The organism is Candidatus Rhodoluna planktonica (genome assembly GCF_001854225.1).
Taxonomy (GTDB): domain Bacteria; phylum Actinomycetota; class Actinomycetes; order Actinomycetales; family Microbacteriaceae; genus Rhodoluna; species Rhodoluna planktonica.
On the sequence record NZ_CP015208.1, the window covers coordinates 1,103,051 to 1,119,616 of the forward strand.

Consider the following 16,566-nt stretch of genomic DNA (forward strand, 5'->3'; position numbering starts at 1 on the left):
GACAATTCTCACAAAGCGGAATTCAGGTAAGCGATGATTTCGTCGGTTGAACGAGCATTTAACAAGAAGTTCACATTTGAGTCGGCACTGAGAAAATCTGAAAGTTCGGCCAGCAGCCCCAGGTGTGAACTGTGATCAATTGCCGCCAGAGCAAAAACTAATCGCACCGGGTCGTTGCTGCTGTGACCGAACTCGATCGGCTCTGCGAGAGTAACTAGGCAAAGTCCGGTTTCGTAAACCAACTCAGTCGGCTTGGCGTGAGCCAGGGCCAAACCAGGAGCAATCACGATGTAGGGGCCCAACTCGCTAACGGCATCAATCATCGCCGTTGCGTAATCCGGTGCAGCATAACCGCTTGCCTGAAGGAGTTCGCCGGCCATGGCAATTGCATGCTGCCAGTCAAGCGCTATGGCACCAACCCTGATTGAGTTTTCACTCAGAGTTTTTGCCAGGACTGGGTAGCTCACTAGCTATTTACGTCGAGCGGCGTCGAAGCCCTCGCCAATCATGTCAATTAGCTCAAGGCGCTCATCCAGCGCCTGAAAACTAGCCTCGGCGGCGTTGATCTGGAACTGCTCAAGGTCATCGAGGTCGTAACCGAAAGTGGCAACCAAGAGCTCGAGTTCACGAGTGAGTGTGGTGGCACTCATCAAGCGGTTGTCGGTATTCACCGTAACCTTGAAACCCAAGTCATAGAGCACATCAATTGGGTGATCTTCAAGATTCTCCCCCAGCATCTCGATAGCGCCGGTTTGTAGGTTTGAAGATGGTGACAGCTCTAGGGCGATGCCGCGATCGTGAACCCACTCGGCTACCGGGCCAAGCACCACCAAATCGGTGTCTCGATCAGTCCGAGAGACCATGATGTCTTCGACGATTCTTACACCGTGACCGAGGCGAAGTGCTCGTCCAGAAACAATGGCATCCTTGATGCTTTCAATGCCGTCGGCTTCACCGGCGTGCACGGTTACCGGGAACAGTTCGCTGGCTAGGTAGTCAAAAGCAATTTTGTGACGGCTTGGTAAAAAGCCCTTTTCGGCACCAGCAATGTCAAAGCCGACCACTCCGTTGTTGCGGTGACGCACGGCTAGTTCTGCGATTTCAAGACCGCGATCCGCGTGGCGCATTGCAGTAACAAGCTGGCCAGTGCGAATGAACCCGCCGCGCTCTTCAATAAGCTGCATGCCCTCTTCGAGGCCGTCCTGCACCGCTTCGACAACCTCATCGAGGCTGAGCCCAGCGCGCAGGTGCTGCTCAGGAGCCCAGCGCACCTCACCGTAGATAACGCCATCGTCGGCCAAATCTAGAACAAATTCGCGGGCGATTCTGGTTAGGCCAGCCTTGGTCTGCATCACCGCGGTAGTGACATCAAAAGTCTCTAAGTACTTGACTAGCGAGCCGGAATCGGCTGATTCGGCAAACCAACGACGCAGTGACTTAGCATCCGAAGCTGGCAACTGATAACCGATTTCATCAGCCAATTCGATGATGGTCTGTGGTCGCAAGCCCCCATCAAGGTGATCGTGCAGTGAGATTTTCGGCAGTGCCTGGATGTCGAAGTTAGCCAATTTATTCCTATTCGTAGATTCGCTCAAGAACGATTTTGCGAGCTTGGGGCTGCTCGGCAGAGATGCTGATTTTGCCTTCAATTGCTTCAAGCGCCCGATCAAAGCGATTCGGCTCATCGGTAAGCAAAGTAAGCAGAGGCTGACCCTTGCTAACGCGGTCACCTTTTTGAGCGTGAAGTTCAATTCCCGCACCCAAGAGTACGTCATCTTCCTTGCGCTCGCGGCCGGCACCTAGTCGCCAAGATGCAATTCCTAAACCTAGGGCGTCTAGTTCAGTCAACCAACCATCGGCGTCAGCCAAAATCGTGTGCGATTCTTTGGCCTTCGGAAGGGCGGCATCTGGGTCACCTCCCTGAGCGGAGACCATGGCACGCCATTTATCCATCGCTCGACCATCTTTTAGGGCCGCAGCGACATCGACATTTTCAATGCCGACCAGTCGCAGCATTTCAGTTGCCAAAGCCACTGTGAGTTCAACCACATCTGCTGGGCCACCACCGGCAAGAACCTCAAGTGACTCTTCAACCTCGAGAGCGTTACCGATTTTTTTACCCAGTGGAGTGGACATGTCGGTGAGCATCGCCGAAGTCTTGACACCGGCATCTATGCCGAGTCGAACCATACCCTGAGCCAACTCGCGGGCCTTATCAAAATCTTTCATAAAGGCGCCCGAACCAACCTTGACATCGAGCACTAGAGCCGATGTTCCTTCGGCAATTTTCTTCGACATGATTGACGAGGTAATCAGCGGGATAGCCTCGACCGTGCCGGTGACATCGCGCAGGGCATAAAGCTTTTTATCTGCGGGGGCGATGTTTTCGCTGGCGCCGCAAACCGCGCCACCGACGCTTTGCAACTGGTCGAAAAACTGCTGATTGGTCAAACTCGGATTCCAGCCGGCAATCGCCTCAAATTTATCGAGCGTGCCACCGGTGTGCCCCAAACCGCGGCCACCGAGTTGTGGGACCGCAGCGCCAAAAACAGCAACCAACGGAACCAGCGGCAAAGTGATTTTGTCGCCCACTCCGCCGGTTGAGTGCTTATCTACGGTTGGCTTGCTCAAGCCGGTCCAGTCAAGGCGCTCACCGCTGGCAATCATGGCCATGGTTAGGTCTTTGATTTCGCGACGATTCATGCCGTTCAGCAAAATGGCCATCGCCATCGAGGACATTTGCTCATCGGCAACCACACCACTGGTGTAATTGCCAATCAACCAATTGATTTCCTCAGTGGAAAGCTCAAATTTGCTGCGTTTTTTGATGATTAGATCTACAGCTGAAAACTCAGCCATTAGCGCTCCTCTAAATCTCTCGGACCAAACGAATCCGGAATAACCTCGTCGATGGTTTTGAATCCGCTGACAGTTTCTAAAACCATGCCGGGGGCGGAGTGTTCGAACAAGAGCTGGCGGCAGCGGCCACAAGGCATCAAAATGTTTCCTGATCGGTCCACGCAGGTGAAGGCCACCAGGCGGCTAATTCCCCCCATAACCAAATCGCTAACCAGCGAACATTCGGCGCACAGGGTTAGACCGTAGGAGGCATTTTCTACGTTGCATCCTGAGACAACACGACCGTCTTCAGTGAGCGCGGCAGCACCTACCGGAAACTTTGAATAAGGAACATAGGCACGCTGCATTGCCGAATTGGCTACCGCGCGAAGTTCATCCCAGTTGACAGTCATGCTAGGCCTTCACATACGCTTTACCGGCAGCTGCGGGGCCGGTGACTTTACCGACAAGTCCGGCAACGGCAACAACGGTTAGCGCGTAAGGCAACATCAGCAAGAATTCAGATGGAACCGGCGAACCGATGATTGCCAAGCCGTATTGCAGGTTCTGAGCAAAGCCGAACAGCAAGGCTGCCATGGCTGCGTAAATCGGATTCCAGCGACCAAAGATAAGCGCGGCCAAGGCAATGTAACCGGCACCGTTGGTCATCTCTTTGCCGAAAGCACCGACCTGGCCGAGAGTGAAGAATGAACCACCCAAACCGGCAAGTGCGCCACCGATAATCACGCTGATATAGCGGGTGCGGAAAACCTTGATGCCAACGGTATCGGCAGCCTTTGGATATTCACCTACGGCTCGAACTCGAAGGCCCCAGCGAGTCTTGAACAGCGCAACATAAACACCAATCACCGCTAGATACATCAAGTAGACGATCAGTGTTTGGTTGAACAGGACCGGTCCAATCACCGGAATCTGACCGAGAACCGGGATCAGAATTTTGTCGAAACGCGGCGGCGCATTGAACAACTGAATGTCAGTGGTCAAAAGCGATGAGTAAAGGAAGTTGGTCAAACCAACCACCAGCACATTCAGCACCACACCGACGATGATTTGGTCAACTACGTAGCGAACGCTGAATACCGCCAAAACCCAAGAAACCAGGGCTCCACCAATGATTGCGGCGACGAGACCAAGGTAAAGATTGTCGGAAAGCGAGGCGATCAACGCCGATGAAAACGCACCAATTAGCAACTGGCTATCGATTGCGATGTTCACGACACCAACTCGTTCGCTAAGCACACCGGCCAGCGATCCAAAGATTAGCGGCACGGCCAGTGCCAGCGAACCCTGAAGCAGAGACGTGATCGGCATTGATTTGCCGGCAAAAAGCAGCACGAGAACCTGGATGACAAACGCCAAGCCGAACAGGACAATGGCCCAGCGACCCAATTTGCCATTTTTAACATTGCGCATGAACCAGCCGTAGCCAGCCAAAGCCAATTGAACTATTGCGGCAACTAGGCCAAGCAACTTGGTTGGAACTGAGATTTCAGGTAGCGCGACCAAGTCGGTTGCCGTGGTGCTGGCAATCATGGTTACGGCATCCGGAGTAATTAGGTAGATCCAAATCGACAGGGCGGCCACCACAGTCATGATGATCGGACTCTTAATTGACTGTTTCACTTGACACCACCTTTCTCGGCTTTGAGTCTGAACATGGAACGCACCAGTGGCGGAGCTGCGATGAACAGCACAATCATGGACTGAACAACCAAAACAATGTCGATTGGTACCCCCTGGTTGGCCTGCATGGTTACGGCACCAGCCCTTAGCCCACCGAACAAAATACCGGCGGCTAAAACCCCGTAGGGGTTGTTGCGACCAAGAAGTGCCACGGTGATGGCATCAAAACCAAAGCTGGCGGCAACGCCGGTAGTCAAAAACTTTTCAGTGCCCAAAATCTGGGTGGTGCCGGCCAAACCGGAAAGCGCACCCGACACTGCCATTACCAAAACGTAGGTGAGACCAATGTTGATGCCCGCGGTGCGAGAAGCATTTGGATTGTGCCCGAGAGCGCGGAACTGGAAACCGATTGAAGAGCGGTTTAACAACCACCAAACTGCCACCACTGCCAGAAGCATGACAAAAACACCGGCATGTAGACGGAACTGCTCACCGAACAACAGCGGATAACGTGCCCCTTCAGGCACCGGAGCGGAAATTGGGTTTACCGAACCGGGAGCTTGCAGCACCGGGGTTTTCAGCAAAAAGCCCAGCAGCAACAGCGCGATGTAGTTGAGCATGATGGTGACGATTACTTCGTTGGCGCCGGTAGTGGCTTTTAGTAAACCAACCAGAGCACCAAACAGAGCACCACCGATGATTCCGGCAATAAACGCAACGAAGAAAGCGATGCCGGCAGGAAGTGGAACATTGATTGCGACGAAACCGGCAAACATAGCGCCGAAAACAATTTGCCCGGTTGCACCAATGTTGAACAATCCGGAACGGAATGAAACAGCTAAACCTAGGCCAGCAAGCGTGATTGGCGTTGCGTAAGCCAAGGTTTCGGTGATCGGCCGAAGCATCTGCCCAATTTCATCGGCACGATAGTTGAAAACTGAACCGCGGAACATGGCGTCATAAGCACCGAAAACCGAGTTCCACAGTGCCGACAGGAAATCAGTGGGACGGGCGGTCACATAGCTGACAGTGGTCTGAACTGCCTCATTAGAAAAGGCGATCAGGACTCCGCCAAAGATAAACGAAGCGACAATTGCCAGTACGGTAACCAGCGCGCTCGGCGAGAAAATCTCTTTTACGATACGGTTCATGCGCTTACTCCTGCCATCATGGCACCCAACTTTTCGCGAGGCGTATCGGCCGGAACAACGCCGACCACTTTGCCTCGATACATAACGGCAATTCGGTCGCCAAGCTGTGTAGCTTCATCGAGTTCGGTGGCAACAATCATCACCGGGATGCCGCTATCGCGGGCGGCCACAATTTGCTCGTGAACAAACTCAATCGAGCCAACATCGAGGCCGCGGGTTGGCTGCGATGCAACTAGCAATCGGAGCTCGCGGCTTAGTTCTCGAGCCAGCACAACTTTCTGCTGGTTACCTCCGGATAGTTGCGAAGCCTTTGAGTCAATGCCTTGGGCACGAACGTCGAATTGCTGCATTTTTTCGGCGGCGAATTTCTTCAGAAAGTCGAGTTGCAGCGAAATACCTTTTGCAAAAGGTTTACGGTCGCTGCGATCAAGCATTAGGTTTTCGGCAATTGTGAATTCGGCAACCAGGCCGTTTTCAGTGCGGTCTTCAGGCACGAATCCGACTCCTAGGTCAAGAACCTGCTTCACATTCTTGCCAATCAATTCTTTGCCATCGAGCGAGATCGAGCCGGAAGTCTTTCCGTGCATTCCGATAATCGCTTCGGTCAACTCGGTTTGGCCATTGCCCTGCACCCCGGCAATTACCAGAATTTCACCTTCGGCGATTTCTAGGTTGACGTCATCGAGGACTTTGGTGCCTTTGTGGTCCCAAGCGTTTAGATTCGAAATTTTGAAAGTCGTAGCGCCAAGTTTTGGAGCGCTCTTGTCGACATCTAGATCGACCGCGCGACCAACCATCATTGAGGCCATCTCGTTGGCCGACGACTTCGGGTCTGCCTCGCCGACAACCTTGCCGAGTCGAATGACGGTGATTTTGTCAGCCACCTCGCGAACCTCGCGAAGTTTGTGGGTGATGAAAACTATGGCTTTGCCGGCATCACGAAGTTGCTTCATGATTGCCATCAATTCATCGGTCTCTTGCGGGGTGAGCACCGCGGTAGGTTCGTCAAAAACCAAAACTTGAGCATCACCCATCAGAGCCTTGATAATTTCGACGCGCTGCTGCACACCGACCGGCAATTCGCCGACGATTGCATCAGGGTCGATTTCAAAACCGAATCGGTCAGAAATTTCACGAACCCGGCGGCGGGCTTCAGCCATGTCGAGAAGGCCAGCCTGCTTGGTTGGCTCGTGGCCCAAAATTACATTTTCGGCAACCGTGAAAACTGGGATGAGCATGAAGTGCTGATGGACCATTCCAATACCGGCGGCTTGCGCGTCACCTGGGCCAGCAAATTTAGAGACTTTGCCATCAAGCAAAATTTCGCCGCCATCGGGCTGGTAAAGCCCGTAGAGCACATTCATGAGAGTGGATTTTCCGGCACCGTTTTCACCCAAAAGACAGTGAATTTGGCCGGGCTCAACAACTAGATTGACGTTGTCGTTAGCCACCAAAGAGCCAAATTTCTTGGTGATGCCGCGGAGTTCGAGCTTCATCGCTTGTCCGATCAATTCTTTATTTTTGCCGACTTTGCCAGTCTAACCCTGCCCTCGGCAAAGGCTTGACCAACAAAATCGGGGGCCGCTAAGCGACCCCCGATTTATTGTTTGTAGAACTACTTCTTGTAGATCGAGTTGACTACTAGTGAGCCGTCGATAATCTTGGCAGCTAGGTCGTCTAGCTCAGCCTGTAGGTCACCGTAAGCAATGTCGTGTGCATCAGAGATGCGGACACCGCCGTTTGCTAGGTTGCCAACGTACTGGTTCTCGTCGCCACCGGTGAATGCACCGTCAACGCCCGACTTGATAACCTCAAGCACCGCAGCAGCCATCTTCTTCTCAACCGAGGTTAGAAGGTTGGCCTTGTATTCTGCGTGGGCTGGAAGGTTGTACCAGTCTGAGTCAACACCGATAACCTTGACGCCATCGTTCTCTAGCGAAGCTTGACCGGCACCGATACCTACTGGACCAGCTACAGGAAGGATGATGTCAGCGCCCTGGGCGATAAAGCCCTCGGTTAGGGTCTTACCCTTTGCGATGTCGCTGAAGTCACCGGTTGCGGCCCACTTCGAGTTGTCGTCACCCTCGGCACCGAGAACTACAACGTCAGTTCCCTTTGCTTCGTTGTAAGCGGCAACACCCTGCTTGAAGCCATCCATGAAGATGGTTACTGAAGGCAACAACATTCCACCGAAGGTGGCAACCTTGCCAGTCTTGGTGGTGCCTGCTGCTAGGTAACCGGCAAGGAAGGCAGCTTCAGCGGTGTCGTACTGAATTGGCTTTACGTTTGGCAAGCTCAATGGCGACCAGTCGTCGTTGCTCAAAGCAGAGTCGATTAGTGCGAAATTAACTTCCGGGTTTGCCTGAGCAGCATCACGGATTGCAGTGGCTAGCAAGAAGCCAACACCGATGATAAGGTCGCAGCCCTCTTGGACCATTGAGTCAACACCAGAGGTGAAGTCGGTCTGAGTTGCGGTGCTTGGTGATTCAACTTCTTTAATAGCGATGCCTAGCTCAGCTTCAGCCTGCTTTAGACCCGCGTATGCCTCTTCGTTGAATGATGCGTCGTTGAAGCCTCCAGAGTCAGAGACCATACAAGCTTTGTAGTCAACTGGAGTAACGGTTGGCTCTGCAGGTGCAGCGGCACAACCAGCAAGGGCAAGGCTGGCAACGGTTGCTAGCGCTAGACCCTTAAGTGCAGTTTTGCTCTTCAATTGGGATTCCTCCTGAAAACGCCCGATGACTCTCATCGAGCGAACACATCTAGCCTACTTCGCCGAGAGGCCCTAAATCGCGGGAGGCGGGGCCCGACATCAGAAAATTAATGCGAATGCAACATTTACCTTGACCGTGCCGATAACGGGTGTTTATAAAACGTCTTCGTGCCCGGTTGCCTTCAGTGCATCAACCAGCGACTTCACCCGCTGAGCGTGCTCTTTGGTAGTTACCAGGAGGGCATCCGGGGTGTCGACGACAATCACATCTTCGAGTCCGATTAGGGCAATAAGTCGATCGGTGTCGCTGACCAAAATGCCGCTGGATGAATCTGCCAAAACTTTGGCGTTACCCAGCACCGCCAGATTGCCGCGACGGCCCTGCGACTGCAGCTCCGCGATAGCGGCAAAATCACCGACATCGTGCCAGGTAAATGAAGCTGGAACCACTGCCACCAAACCGGCGAGCGCCGCAGGTTCAGCCACGGCATAGTCGATAGCCACTTTTTTCAACTTTGGCCAGGTTTTCTCCATCACAACCTTGCGCTCATCGGTATCCCAGGCCGCAGCTATCTCCATCAGCGACGCGTAAAGTGCGGGCTCAGATTTTTGCACCTGCTCTAGAAGCAATGCTGCCGGGGCGATAAACATGCCGGCATTCCAGAGGTACTCGCCTGACTCTACATATCTGCGCGCTTTGTCGATATTTGGTTTTTCGACAAATTTGATTACCTGATGCGCGTTAGGCGCCTGTTCAAGTTCAAGATTTTCACCACGCTTGATGTAGCCAAAGCCGACAGATGGTTCGGTGGGCTCAATTCCAATGGTGACAATTCGACCCGTAGCGGCAACCTCGACGGCCTCTCGCACAGTCTGGGCAAATTGTTCACTGTCGCCAATGACGTGATCGGCGGCGAATGAACCAATAATTACGTCGGGCTCGCGCCGCATCAAAATTGCTGCCGCCAAGGCAATTGCAGCTGTACTGTCTTTGGGCGATAGTTCGAGTACCAAGTTATCGGTAGATAAATCTTCGATCTGATCAAGCACCGCGCTCTTGTGAACCTTACCGGTCACGACCAAAATTCGATCGCGTCCGGCCAGCGGGGTAAGCCTGTCCCAGGTATCTTGTAGCAGGGTTTGTCCAGAGCCGGTGAGGTCGTGCAAAAACTTTGGCGCCGAGGCTCGAGAGAGTGGCCAAAGTCGACTGCCGATGCCGCCTGCTGGGATGATGCTAAAAAAGCGGTCTATTGGATTTCGCTGCATGTCAAAAACCCTAGACGAATAAGCGGATTTGAGCGAGGTTGGGCAAAAATCAGGTTTAGACTTAGACAGGTTTCCATATCTTGGAAGACACCAATCAAGGAGGATTTTCGTGCCTACCATACCTGCCGGCACTCTGTACCGTGGCAAAGTTGGAATGTGGTCCTGGGTGCTACACCGCATCACCGGAGTCGCAATCTTTTTCTTCCTGCTAGTCCACGTGCTTGACACCGCACTTGTGCGAGTAAGCCCAGAGGCCTACAACGCAGTGATCTCCACCTACAAAACTCCGCTAATCGGAATTGCCGAGCTGGGTCTGGTTGCTGCCATTCTTTTCCACGCGCTCAACGGATTGCGCGTTATCCTCATCGACTTCTGGCGCAAAGGTGCCAAGTATCAGAACAAAATGTTCTGGGCTGTGGTCATCATCGCCTTCGCTGTGTTTGCGGCATTTGCGCCTCGACACCTGATGCACGTATTCGGATAAGTAGGTAGCGAACATGTCTGTAGTAATCGAACAACCTCGATCACCAAGAACCAAGAAGCAAGCCAACCTTGAAAAGTACGGCTGGCTGTACATGCGCGCCTCGGGCGTCATCCTTGTTGTTCTAATTTTTGGCCACCTGTTCGCAAACCTTTGGGTTGGCGAGGGCATCAAGGCAATTGACTTCGCCTTCGTCGGCGGCAAGTGGTCAGACCCGTTCTGGCAGGTCTGGGATTTGGCCATGCTTTGGTTAGCGCTAATTCACGGAACCAACGGTATGCGCACCATCGTGAACGACTACACCACCAAAGAAAAAGTTCGTAAAACCTTGGTAGTTACCCTCTGGGGAACCTGTGCAGCGCTAATTTTGCTGGGCACCCTGGTGGTATTTACCTTCGACCCATGCCCAGCAGGAGCCGCAGCAGAGTTGCTGCCGTCTTTCTGTCCAGCTAACTAAACAAGGAACTTACAAGTGACCAACGCTAAACCAAAAGTTCACCACTATCAGTACGACGTGGTCATCGTGGGTGCCGGTGGTGCCGGCATGCGAGCAGCAATTGAAGCTGGCCCAAACGCCAAGACCGCAGTTATCTCAAAACTGTTCCCAACTCGCTCGCACACCGGTGCTGCGCAGGGTGGAATGGCTGCGGCTTTGGCCAACGTTGAAGAAGACAGCTGGGAGTGGCACACTTTCGACACCGTCAAGGGTGGCGACTACCTAGTCGACCAGGATGCCGCTGAGATTTTGGCAAAAGAGTCGGTTCAGGCAGTTATCGATCTAGAAAACATGGGTTTGCCGTTCAACCGAACTCCAGACGGCAAAATTGACCAGCGACGTTTTGGTGGTCACACCCGCGACCACGGTAAGGCTCCGGTTCGTCGCTCCTGCTACGCCGCAGACCGCACCGGTCACATGATTTTGCAGACCCTGTACCAAAACTGTGTCAAGTTGGGTATCGAGTTCTACAACGAGTTCTATGTTCTCGACCTAGTAATGACCAAGGTTGATGGCGAAGAGCGCCCTTCAGCGGTCGTTGCTTACGAATTGGCTACCGGTGAACTTCACGTTTTCCAAGGTAAGTCGATTGTTTTTGCTACCGGTGGCTTCGGCAAGATTTTCAAAACCACCTCGAACGCGCACACCCTTACCGGTGATGGTGTTGGCATCATCTACCGCAAAGGTTTGCCGCTCGAAGACATGGAGTTCTACCAATTCCACCCAACCGGTCTTGCCGGCCTAGGCATTTTGCTTTCGGAAGCTGCACGTGGTGAAGGTGGAATCCTTCGTAACGCCTCGGGTGAGCGCTTCATGGAACGCTATGCCCCAACCATCAAAGACCTTGCCCCTCGTGACATGGTTGCTCGCGCTATGGCAAACGAAGTTCGCGAAGGCCGCGGTGCCGGCCCGAACAAAGACTACGTTTTGCTCGACTTAACCCACCTGCCACCAGAGGTTATCGACGCAAAACTGCCAGACATTACCGAGTTTGCCCGCACCTACCTGGGTGTCGAGCCTTACACCGAACCAGTTCCGGTTTTCCCAACTGCGCACTATGCAATGGGCGGAATCCCGACCAACATCAAAGCTGAGGTTCTGCGCGACAACAAGAAAGTTGTTCCGGGTCTTTACGCCGCTGGTGAGTGTGCTTGCGTTTCGGTACACGGTGCCAACCGTCTAGGCACTAACTCTCTACTCGACATCAACGTTTTTGGTAAGCGTGCCGGTATCTACGCGGTTGAGTACGCGAAGAAAGCCAAGCACGTTCCAGTGCCGGCCGATGCCGCTGAAGCGACCATCGCGCTGATCGAAAAGGCCAGAAACTCAAACGGAACCGAGAAGGTCGCCGTGCTTCGCAAAGAGTTGCAAGACACCATGGACAAAAATGCCCAGGTGTACCGCACCGAAGAGTCGCTCAACGAAGCTCTCGAGAAGATTGCCGAACTTCGTGCCCGTTACGAAAACATCTCGGTTCAAGACAAAGGCCAGCGCTTCAACACCGATCTGCTAGAGGCCATCGAGCTTGGCTTCCTGCTAGATCTTGCCGAGGTGCTTGCCTTCACAGCTCGTGAGCGTCGCGAAAGCCGTGGCGGTCACTTCCGCGAAGACTACGAAACCCGTGATGACAAAAAGTTCATGGTGCACTCGATGGCTTACCTAACCGACAAGAAGCCAAAGAAACCAGGCGACAACATCAAAATTGATTGGAAACCTGTAACCATTACCAACTACCAGCCAATGGAGCGTAAGTACTAAATGGCAACTTCAACCACCGAAAAAGAATTTGGCGCGGTAGAAGCTTTCACCGTCACCTTATTTGTTCGCCGCTTCAACCCAGAGGATGGCCTTGAGGCACGCTGGGAAGACTTCGATGTTGAAGTTTTCTCAACCGACCGTGTGCTTGATGCGCTACACAAAATCAAATGGGAAATGGATGGCTCGCTAACCTTCCGTCGCTCATGCGCGCACGGTGTCTGTGGCTCGGATGCAATGCGCATCAACGGTCGCAACCGCCTAGCCTGCAAGACCCTGATCAAAGACCTAGACATTACTCAGCCAATCTACGTTGAGCCGATTAAGGGTCTTGAGGTTGAAAAAGACCTAGTCGTCGACATGAACCCGTTCTACCAGGCATACCGCGACATCAACCCATTCTTGATTGCCAGCGACAAGCCAGAAAAAGAACGCTTGCAGAGCCCAGAAGACCGCGCACGTTTCGATGACACCACAAAGTGCATCCTTTGCGCAGCCTGCACAACTTCTTGCCCTGTTTTCTGGACTGACGGCCAGTACTTCGGCCCCGCAGCAATCGTGAACGCGCACCGTTTCATCTTTGATTCTCGCGATGAAGGTGCTGAAGTTCGCCTTGACATCTTGAACGACAAAGAAGGTGTCTGGCGCTGCCGCACCACCTTCAACTGCACCGAGGCTTGCCCTCGAGGCATTGAGGTAACCAAGGCCATCGCCGAGGTAAAGCAGGCTATTTTGCGAGGCAAGGCCTAAGCCCTCGCTGTTTTCGGGAACAGAAGCGACAATCGAAAGGTTGTCGCTTTTGTCTTTTCAAAAAATCGGGAAGAGTAAAAATGGACAGACGTCAATTACTGACTTCAGCCACTTTGGTTGTCGCCGCCGGCGCCCTATCCGGCTGCAGCGCCGATGCCACTGAGGCGGTCGACAAAACCGTGACCGGCCAGAAGCCGACTGCACTTGCCAAAACAAGCGACATCCCGGTTCGCGGCGGAAAAACTTACAAACTTGGTGACACCAACATATTGATCACCCAGCCCAAAGATGGTGAATTCCGGGCTTTTGTCGCCCAGTGCACTCACGCTGGTGCCAAGTTGGATGGTGCCGAGAATAATGAAATCAAGTGCCTAAACCACGGTGCCAAATTCAATGCCGAAAACGGAATGGTGACCACTGGCCCAGCCCAGCGGGCACTTGCCAAAGTTACCGTCAGCGTCGAGGGTGACGACATCCTGGTCAGTTTCTAGACCCTTAAGATTCAGTTATGCCAATTCAAATTGCCACCATCAACGTCAATGGCGTTCGCGCCGCCTTCAGAAAAGGCATGGTCGATTGGCTAAACGCCAATTCTGGAATCGAAATTCTGGCGCTGCAGGAAGTGCGCGCTAGCGACGCTGATCTAGACGATCTTTTTGCCCAGCACGGCGGTCTGGCAAAAGACGGTGGCCAATGGCATGTGCTGCACGACGTGGCCAGCGCCAAAGGTCGAGCCGGGGTTGCGATTGTCAGCAAAATACCGGCGATTGCGGTTCGCACCGAACTTGGCGCGCCAGACTTTGACTCAGCCGGTCGCTGGTTAGAGGCCGATTTTGAAATTGCCGGAAAAACGCTCACTGTCATCAGCACCTATGTGCACTCCGGCGAGGCCGATACGCCAAAACAGGTTGAGAAATACAAATTTTTAGAAGCCATGCGTGAGCGGATGGCGCAACTGATCTCGACCACAGACTATGTCTTAGTCACCGGTGACCTCAACGTAGGTCACACTGAACTAGACATAAAAAATTGGAAGGGCAACCTCAAGAACGCCGGTTTCTTACCCGAAGAGCGAGCCTACTTTGATGACTTCATGCACAAGCAGGGTTGGGTTGACATTGGCCGTGCCAGCCACCCGGGCGAACCTGGCCCCTACACCTGGTGGTCTTTTAGAGGTCAGGCCTTCGATACCGATGCGGGCTGGAGAATTGACTATCACCTAGCCACTCCAAAGTTAGCCGCTGTAGCTAGCAACTACCGGGTTCATCGAGCAGCGAGCTATGACACTCGCTTTACCGACCACTCGCCCGTGAGCGTTTCCTACGCCCTCTAAATTTTCAGCTAACTAAATCTGGGCGTTACTTCCGCCCAAAGAATCTTGATTTCTCCCGTGTGTGTATCACCGGTAGTGTTCCATCGCCCTACGATCAGACCAAGAGATTTTGCTGTACTTACGCTTCCTGTATAGAGCGGAAGGTTCACGGAGGAAATTTGAAGTTCGCCAAGGTCTTGATTCGGAGTTTGCAGAAAATTATTTGAATTAGCCGCCCTTACGACGTCACCCGGAGCCAACCCGTTTAGACCTACTTCAAAGGCCCAGGGATTAGTTTCGGTAGTAGATGAGGTCCAACCGATTCGCACATCGAAAGAGGTGGCAGTTGACCAGCCAGCGGGAAAAGCGAATTCGACAACATCGTACTTAGTTAAATCAGCGGGTAGGGCCAGGTAACTCATGTAGTAACCATTCAGCAAGTCTCTGGTCGAAGTTGCAAAATCGGACGCCGTGAATGAAACACTATTCAATCCACCCGAACCTGCTGGCCCCTGCGGCCCTTGGGGGCCTTGGGGTCCAGCTGGGCCTTGATTGCCGGCAACACCCTGAAGGCCCTGAGGCCCCCTCGAACCGTCATAACCGGAGGGTCCCTGTGGTCCAGCCACACCCTGAGGTCCCTGCGCAGCCAAATAATGTGCCCTAAATCCCGCCGGGCATTTTTGGTTGACCGACGCCCTAATTTCACCAGATTTTGAATTCACACAGAGTAGTAGGCCAGCCTGGCTCGCAGTGCTCGCTGTGGAACTGCTACCCCCGACCAGAAGCAAAAAAATCATCAGCATGACTGCAGGAAGGGCATTTTTGTTTCTCATAGCCAACAAAGTAGCACCTAATCTCGCCCTCTAAACTTAGGGTATGACCAAACCCAATCTGCTCAGCGGAATGCAGCCGTCTGCCGGCTCTCTACACCTCGGTAACTATTTGGGAGCTTTGGTCAACTGGACCAAAATGCAGGATGACTATCATGCCTATTACTGCGTGGTCGATTTGCACGCCATCACGGTGCCGCAAGACCCTGAAACCCTGCGACAGAACACTCGTATAACCGCGGCTCAGTACATCGCTGCTGGCATTGACACCGACAAGTCGGCACTGTTCGTACAGTCGCACGTTCCGGCACACGCTCAACTCGCTTGGGTGCTGATGACAATCACCGGTTTTGGTGAGGCCGGGCGCATGACTCAATTCAAAGACAAGACTCAAAAAGGTGGCACCGAGGCTGCCTCGGTTGGCTTGTTCACCTACCCTGTGTTGCAAGCGGCAGACATTTTGCTATACCAGCCAAAAGCCGTACCGGTTGGTGAAGACCAGCGACAGCACATCGAACTAACCCGCGATTTGGCGATGCGTTTCAACTCTCGTTTTGGCGAAACTTTTGTACTGCCCGAAGCAGTGATTCTGAAAGAAACCGCCAAGATCTACGATTTGCAAAACCCGACGGCAAAAATGTCGAAGTCTGGCGACCCTAAAGGTCTGGTCAACATCATGGATGAAAACTCGGCAATCACTAAAAAGATTAAGAGCGCGGTAACCGACACCGACGGTGAAATTCGATTTGATCGCGAGAGTAAGCCCGGTGTCTCGAACCTGTTGGGCATTTACTCGGCAATTACCGGTGAGAGCATCGAAACTGTTGCCGACAAATTTGCCGGGCAAGGTTATGGCGCCTTGAAGACCGAAGTAGCCGATATTGTTGTGGCGACGGTAGAGCCGATCAGAGACCGAGCAAATGAATTGCTCAGTGACAAAGCTGAGCTAGATCGCCTCTTAGCCAGTGGCGCCGCTCGGGCAAATGAATTGGCTGAGCAAACCCTGAAAACCGTTTATGACCGGATTGGCTTTATTGCCGCAGCGCGTTAGTCTAGAAAGACAACCGAAAGATTTCGATCTTTCAAAATAAAACGTTCTTCGGGGTCAGTGAAAATCTGAGCCGGCGGTTACAGCCCGCGACCCGTCCAGATGAAAATTTGGCCGGTTGAATCTGTGAAATTCAGATGCCGACGGTTAAAGTCCGGATGGGAGAAGAACAGACCAGACCCGCGATCTTGCGTCGCAGGTTTAGTTGGCGTTTGACCTTAAAAAAGGTTGCAGCGCCTTTCTTCTCGTCCCCGCAGCAACGTTCCGAACAGAGGAACCGCG

General features: G+C 53.1%; 17 protein-coding genes and 1 riboswitch. Of the genes, 7 read left to right on the forward strand and 10 right to left on the reverse strand.

What is annotated here, in order from left to right:
- Positions 1-8: 8 nt before the first annotated feature.
- From A4Z71_RS05490 to A4Z71_RS05530, 9 genes are all read right to left on the reverse strand, one after another.
- Positions 9-467 (reverse strand): PTS sugar transporter subunit IIA, encoded by a 459-nt coding sequence (locus A4Z71_RS05490; RefSeq protein ID WP_070954908.1) that lies wholly within the window; start codon positions 465-467, stop codon positions 9-11.
- A gap of 3 nt (positions 468-470) precedes the next feature.
- Positions 471-1,595 carry an adenosine deaminase gene (locus A4Z71_RS05495; protein ID WP_070954909.1) on the reverse strand — a complete coding sequence of 375 codons (1,125 nt, stop codon included), beginning with the start codon at positions 1,593-1,595 and terminating at the stop codon, positions 471-473.
- Positions 1,576-2,859, reverse strand: a complete 1,284-nt coding sequence (locus A4Z71_RS05500; protein WP_070954910.1) for a thymidine phosphorylase — start codon at positions 2,857-2,859, stop codon at positions 1,576-1,578. Before A4Z71_RS05500 ends, A4Z71_RS05495 begins: the two co-directional genes overlap by 20 nt.
- Positions 2,859-3,251 carry a cytidine deaminase gene (locus A4Z71_RS05505; protein ID WP_070954911.1) on the reverse strand — a complete coding sequence of 131 codons (393 nt, stop codon included), beginning with the start codon at positions 3,249-3,251 and terminating at the stop codon, positions 2,859-2,861. The genes A4Z71_RS05500 and A4Z71_RS05505 overlap by 1 nt, the downstream gene beginning before the upstream one ends.
- 1 nt (position 3,252) lies before the next feature.
- Complete coding sequence (locus A4Z71_RS05510) at positions 3,253-4,482, reverse strand: ABC transporter permease (protein ID WP_070954912.1); 1,230 nt, start codon at positions 4,480-4,482, stop codon at positions 3,253-3,255.
- Positions 4,479-5,633 carry an ABC transporter permease gene (locus A4Z71_RS05515; RefSeq protein ID WP_070954913.1) on the reverse strand — a complete coding sequence of 385 codons (1,155 nt, stop codon included), beginning with the start codon at positions 5,631-5,633 and terminating at the stop codon, positions 4,479-4,481. Before A4Z71_RS05515 ends, A4Z71_RS05510 begins: the two co-directional genes overlap by 4 nt.
- On the reverse strand, positions 5,630-7,129 hold the full coding sequence (locus A4Z71_RS05520; RefSeq protein WP_070954914.1) for an ABC transporter ATP-binding protein: 1,500 nt from the start codon (positions 7,127-7,129) through the stop codon (positions 5,630-5,632). The genes A4Z71_RS05515 and A4Z71_RS05520 overlap by 4 nt, the downstream gene beginning before the upstream one ends.
- Before the next feature lie 119 nt (positions 7,130-7,248).
- Entirely contained in the window at positions 7,249-8,346 is a 1,098-nt protein-coding gene (locus A4Z71_RS05525) for a BMP family lipoprotein (RefSeq protein WP_236858522.1), read from the reverse strand.
- Between the two features lie 153 nt (positions 8,347-8,499).
- A complete protein-coding gene (locus A4Z71_RS05530) occupies positions 8,500-9,612 on the reverse strand; it encodes a mannose-1-phosphate guanylyltransferase (protein WP_070954916.1) in 1,113 nt (370 codons plus the stop codon).
- 109 nt (positions 9,613-9,721) lie between these two features.
- On the opposite strand from A4Z71_RS05530, the gene sdhC reads away from it, so the two are divergent.
- From sdhC to A4Z71_RS05560, 6 genes are all read left to right on the forward strand, one after another.
- Positions 9,722-10,096 (forward strand): succinate dehydrogenase, cytochrome b556 subunit, encoded by a 375-nt coding sequence (sdhC, locus tag A4Z71_RS05535; RefSeq protein WP_084028438.1) that lies wholly within the window; start codon positions 9,722-9,724, stop codon positions 10,094-10,096.
- Positions 10,097-10,109: 13 nt separating this feature from the next.
- A complete protein-coding gene (locus tag A4Z71_RS05540) occupies positions 10,110-10,550 on the forward strand; it encodes a succinate dehydrogenase hydrophobic membrane anchor subunit (protein WP_070954917.1) in 441 nt (146 codons plus the stop codon).
- An 87-nt stretch (positions 10,551-10,637) separates the two neighbouring features.
- Positions 10,638-12,347, forward strand: coding sequence for a succinate dehydrogenase flavoprotein subunit (gene sdhA, locus A4Z71_RS05545; RefSeq protein ID WP_236858565.1), 1,710 nt, complete (start codon positions 10,638-10,640; stop codon positions 12,345-12,347).
- Positions 12,348-13,094, forward strand: coding sequence for a succinate dehydrogenase iron-sulfur subunit (locus A4Z71_RS05550; protein WP_070954919.1), 747 nt, complete (start codon positions 12,348-12,350; stop codon positions 13,092-13,094).
- 80 nt (positions 13,095-13,174) lie between these two features.
- A complete protein-coding gene (locus tag A4Z71_RS05555; protein WP_070954920.1) occupies positions 13,175-13,585 on the forward strand; it encodes a Rieske (2Fe-2S) protein in 411 nt (136 codons plus the stop codon).
- Between the two features lie 17 nt (positions 13,586-13,602).
- The gene (locus A4Z71_RS05560; protein WP_070954921.1) at positions 13,603-14,427 is read left to right on the forward strand and encodes an exodeoxyribonuclease III; all 825 of its coding nucleotides are present in this window, start codon (positions 13,603-13,605) and stop codon (positions 14,425-14,427) included.
- A gap of 8 nt (positions 14,428-14,435) precedes the next feature.
- Here the strand turns inward: A4Z71_RS05560 and A4Z71_RS07150 are convergent, their stop codons facing one another.
- The gene (locus A4Z71_RS07150; RefSeq protein ID WP_236858573.1) at positions 14,436-14,828 is read right to left on the reverse strand and encodes a hypothetical protein; all 393 of its coding nucleotides are present in this window, start codon (positions 14,826-14,828) and stop codon (positions 14,436-14,438) included.
- A 454-nt stretch (positions 14,829-15,282) separates the two neighbouring features.
- Here A4Z71_RS07150 and trpS point away from each other — a divergent pair, with 454 nt between their 5' ends.
- The gene (gene trpS / locus A4Z71_RS05570) at positions 15,283-16,287 is read left to right on the forward strand and encodes a tryptophan--tRNA ligase (RefSeq protein WP_070954923.1); all 1,005 of its coding nucleotides are present in this window, start codon (positions 15,283-15,285) and stop codon (positions 16,285-16,287) included.
- 40 nt (positions 16,288-16,327) lie between these two features.
- Positions 16,328-16,458: riboswitch (FMN riboswitch) on the forward strand.
- Positions 16,459-16,566 lie beyond the last annotated feature (108 nt).

Excerpts from the sequence above, each read along its gene's own strand:
- sdhA (WP_236858565.1), top strand. The coding sequence starts at position 10,638 with ATGCGAGCAGCAATTGAAGCTGGCCCAAACGCCAAGACCGCAGTTATC.
- trpS (WP_070954923.1), top strand. The coding sequence starts at position 15,283 with ATGACCAAACCCAATCTGCTCAGCGGAATGCAGCCGTCTGCCGGCTCT.
- A4Z71_RS05540 (WP_070954917.1), top strand. The coding sequence starts at position 10,110 with ATGTCTGTAGTAATCGAACAACCTCGATCACCAAGAACCAAGAAGCAA.
- A4Z71_RS05550 (WP_070954919.1), top strand. The coding sequence starts at position 12,348 with ATGGCAACTTCAACCACCGAAAAAGAATTTGGCGCGGTAGAAGCTTTC.
- A4Z71_RS05560 (WP_070954921.1), top strand. The coding sequence starts at position 13,603 with ATGCCAATTCAAATTGCCACCATCAACGTCAATGGCGTTCGCGCCGCC.
- A4Z71_RS05530 (WP_070954916.1), bottom strand. The coding sequence starts at position 9,612 with ATGCAGCGAAATCCAATAGACCGCTTTTTTAGCATCATCCCAGCAGGC.
- A4Z71_RS07150 (WP_236858573.1), bottom strand. The coding sequence starts at position 14,828 with ATGAGTTACCTGGCCCTACCCGCTGATTTAACTAAGTACGATGTTGTC.
- A4Z71_RS05500 (WP_070954910.1), bottom strand. The coding sequence starts at position 2,859 with ATGGCTGAGTTTTCAGCTGTAGATCTAATCATCAAAAAACGCAGCAAA.
- A4Z71_RS05555 (WP_070954920.1), top strand. The coding sequence starts at position 13,175 with ATGGACAGACGTCAATTACTGACTTCAGCCACTTTGGTTGTCGCCGCC.
- A4Z71_RS05515 (WP_070954913.1), bottom strand. The coding sequence starts at position 5,633 with ATGAACCGTATCGTAAAAGAGATTTTCTCGCCGAGCGCGCTGGTTACC.
- A4Z71_RS05505 (WP_070954911.1), bottom strand. The coding sequence starts at position 3,251 with ATGACTGTCAACTGGGATGAACTTCGCGCGGTAGCCAATTCGGCAATG.
- A4Z71_RS05520 (WP_070954914.1), bottom strand. The coding sequence starts at position 7,129 with ATGAAGCTCGAACTCCGCGGCATCACCAAGAAATTTGGCTCTTTGGTG.